The 3,161-nt window shown below is 75.5% G+C and carries 3 protein-coding genes and 1 pseudogene; 2 read left to right on the top strand and 2 right to left on the bottom strand.

The genetic code is table 11. The annotated features are described in order from the left end of the window. Positions 1-808 (top strand): annotated as a pseudogene (locus tag DY240_RS32410) (hypothetical protein); the annotation flags it as partial. Positions 809-885: 77 nt separating this feature from the next. Continuing rightward, positions 886-1,629, top strand: a complete 744-nt coding sequence (locus tag DY240_RS23445) for a M50 family metallopeptidase (protein WP_119662163.1) — start codon at positions 886-888, stop codon at positions 1,627-1,629. Here DY240_RS23445 and DY240_RS23440 read toward each other — a convergent pair. Together DY240_RS23440 and DY240_RS23435 are read right to left on the bottom strand one after the other, a co-directional pair. Further along, positions 1,512-2,783, bottom strand: coding sequence for an MFS transporter (locus DY240_RS23440; RefSeq protein ID WP_119662162.1), 1,272 nt, complete (start codon positions 2,781-2,783; stop codon positions 1,512-1,514). The genes DY240_RS23445 and DY240_RS23440 overlap by 118 nt on opposite strands. Positions 2,784-2,812: 29 nt before the next feature. Continuing rightward, a partial coding sequence (locus tag DY240_RS23435; RefSeq protein WP_199702207.1) for a CGNR zinc finger domain-containing protein occupies positions 2,813-3,161 on the bottom strand: 349 nt, incomplete at its 5' end.

Raw genomic sequence — 3,161 nt, 5'->3', positions numbered from 1 at the left:
GCCGCCGCGCCGGCCCACCGCACCCGCCGACCCGCCGCCGCGGCCGGTCGCCCCGGACGACGACGTCGCGTCGGCGCCGCCCGCCGTGCCCCGTCCGGCGGGGCCGGTCTGGCTGGACCACGGCGAGTCGTGGCCGCGGCTGCTGCTCGCGGTCCTGGTGCAGGTCGCCGTGCTGGTCGGCGGCGGATACCTGATGAACGACCCGTTCGGGCTCCCGACGGTGGCGGCCGCGCTGATCGCGCTCGTCCTGCTCGTGCCGTTCCTGTTCTGCTGCTTCACCCTGCCGATCACGCTGTGGCTGCTGCCGCGCTTCACCGCCGGCGTCGGCATCCTGGTGTCGGCCGAGGGGCTGGAGCTGGTCCGCAAGCGCCGATGGCGTCCGCGCGCGCTCGTGCGGACCACCGTCAGCTGGGACTGGGTGCAGGCCGCCGTGACGCGGCGCGCCTTCGACCTCGCCGCCACCCCCGCCCGGGGCCGCCGCGTGGTCGACCTGTACCTGCACGAGGACGCGCCGCTGCCGGTCCCGGTCCCGGGCGTGGGCGCCGACGTCGTCGCCACCGAGCACCCGGCGCCGGACGCCGTCGGGACCGGGACGCTGGTGCGCTACCCGGCGATCCGGCTGCGCCTCACCTACCGGCACGACCTCGAGGCGCGCGGCCGGGAGCAGTGGACCGCGGCGGCCGGCGACGCCCGGTCGCCCGTCAGGGTGCCGCCGCACCAGCTCCGGCCGGCGCTGCTGGCCTTCCGGCCGCAGGTCTGCCACGGGTTCGACGATCTCTGGGAGGGCCGGGTTAGGGTCGGCCGGTGACGGGCCGGTCCGGTGCGCCGGACGACGGGAGCCAGCGGGCTGAGGTGCCTGGCCCGACACGTAGATGGGAACTGGTGATGGCGGAGTCGAGCGGCGGTGTCACTGACGGCGTGCGCGACTGGTTCGCGAACGTCCGGGTCGACGAGACGCTGGCGACCATGCCGTCGTCCGTGGTGGTGGGGTTCGCGCTGGCCGGCGTCGTGCTGGCGGTGTACGGGCCGGCCTGGCGGCTGGCCGGGTACCCGGTGACGATCGTGCACGAGCTGGGCCACGTCGTCGCCGCGCTGACGGCGGGCTTCCGGCTGCGCGGCGTGACGGTGCGGGGCGACCTGTCCGGCGCCACGAACTTCTGGTCGCACAGCACGCCGGGCACGTTGTGGACCATGTGGTGGGGCTACCCCGCGCCGGCCGTCGTCGGCTGGGCGCTGGTGTGGGCGGCCACGCACGGGTGGGCGCGGCTGGCGCTGGGCATCCTGGTGGTCTGCCTCGCGCTGGTCTTCCTGCTGTCGCGCAGCTGGCTGACGGTCGCCGTCGTGCTGACGACGGGGGTCGCGTTCGGCCTGGTCGGCTGGTACGGGTCGGCCTGGCTGTGCACGGTGGTCGTGTACGCGTTCGCCTGGCTGCTGACGGTGGGTGCGGTCCGCGGGCTGTGGGCGGTCGTGCGGGCGCACACGAGCGGGCGCGGCGTCCAGCAGTCCGACGCCTATCTGATGGGCCGGCGCTCGTTCGTCCCCGGCGGCGTCTGGCTGCTCACCTTCGCCGCCGTCATCGGGGCGTGCGCCTGGTTCAACGTCGCCTCCGTGCTCGACGCCCTGGCCTGAGCGCGGGCGAGCAGCGGCTCGACGGCCAGCGCCACGAGCGCGGCCAGGCTCAGCAAGCCGCCGGCCAGCATGGTGCTGCGCACGCCGAACGCCGGGAGGAGGACGCTGCCCAGCAGCGCGCCCAGCGTGATGCCGACGTTGAACGCCGTCGACGAGCCGGCCGACGCGATGTCGGTACGGCCAGGCGCCACCTGCAGCACCTGGCTCGACAGCGCCGTCGTCAGACCGGCCATCGCCAGGCCGGACAGCCCCACGAAGGCCACGGCGGCGACCGGCGCCGTACCCAGGACGTAGAGCCCGAGGAACGAGGCGGCCTGGAGCGCGATGGGCGCGGTCATCGCCACCTGCGGCCACCGGTCCGCGAGGCTTCCGCCGAGCGCCGTCCCGGCGATCCCAACCACGCCGCGGACCAGCAGCAGCGGACCGAGCGCGGCGGCCGCGAACCCCGAGACGTCGGTGAGGAACGGCGCGATGAACGTGAACGACGTGAACGCGCCGGCGATCGCCAGTGCCGTCGCCACGACGAGCAGCCAGTACCGGCGCGCGTCCGGCGACACGCCCCGGGCGGCGTGCCCGCTCTCCGGCGGCGTGGTCGGCAGCAGGACGACGATCGCGAGCAGGGCGAGGACGCCGATGCCCGACAGCACGGCGAATGGCACCCGCCAGTCGGTCTGCTGGCCCAGCCAGGTGCCGGCCGGGATGCCGGCGATCGAGGCGACCGCCGGCCCGGCGAAGAGCACGGCGATGACGCGGCCACGCAGCCGCGGCGGGTAGAGACCGGCCGCCGTCGGCGCCGCGATCGACCAGAAGACCGCCTGGCTCAGCGCGACCGCGGCCCGGGCCACCAGCAGCAGCGCGTAGCTCTGTGCCGCCGCCGAGACCAGGTTGGCCAGGACGAACACGACCAGCAGCCCCGCGAGCAGGTGGCGGCGTGGGACCCGGCGGGCGAGCAGCGTCAGCGGGACCGAGGCGACCACCACGATCAGCCCGTAGACGGTGACGAGGGTGCCGACCGCGGACTCGGACGTGCCGAGGTCCTCGGCGATCATCAGCAGCAGGCCGATGGGCAGGGTCTCGGTGGTGACGAATGCGAACGTGGAGAGGGAGAGGGCGGCGAGCGCACCGGCCGCGCGGGTGCCGGCGGAGAGCACCATGCTTCCTCCGTACCTCGTAGGAGTAGTAGCTAGACGTCGATCGTGCGGGTGGAGCGGCGCCGCTCGGTCAGCCGGCGGGCCTTGACCGTCGTGCCGCAGTCGGACATCCGGCACCAGCGCCGCGACCGGTTGCGGCTGTGATCGAGGAACAGCCAGCCGCAGCCGCCCTGCTCGGTGGGGCAGCGGCCGAGCCGGTCGAGCCCGGGGCCGAGCAGCAGCTCGTGCGCCGACTCGACCGCGCGGTCGGCGACGAGCAGCGCCGGCGCCCCGGCGGCTTCGAGCTGGAACCGGCGGCCGGTGCGCAGGCGCAGGGCCGAGCGGCCGAGCGCCGCGATGCGGCGGGTGTGCAGGTGGTCGGCCGCGGCGCGGACGGGCGGC

Origin of the sequence: Jiangella rhizosphaerae (assembly GCF_003579925.1) — a bacterium.
GTDB lineage: Bacteria > Actinomycetota > Actinomycetes > Jiangellales > Jiangellaceae > Jiangella > Jiangella rhizosphaerae.
This window is presented reverse-complemented; position numbering and strand designations above follow the sequence as displayed.

Excerpts from the sequence above, each read along its gene's own strand:
- DY240_RS23440 (WP_119662162.1), bottom strand. The coding sequence starts at position 2,783 with ATGGTGCTCTCCGCCGGCACCCGCGCGGCCGGTGCGCTCGCCGCCCTC.
- DY240_RS23445 (WP_119662163.1), top strand. The coding sequence starts at position 886 with ATGGCGGAGTCGAGCGGCGGTGTCACTGACGGCGTGCGCGACTGGTTC.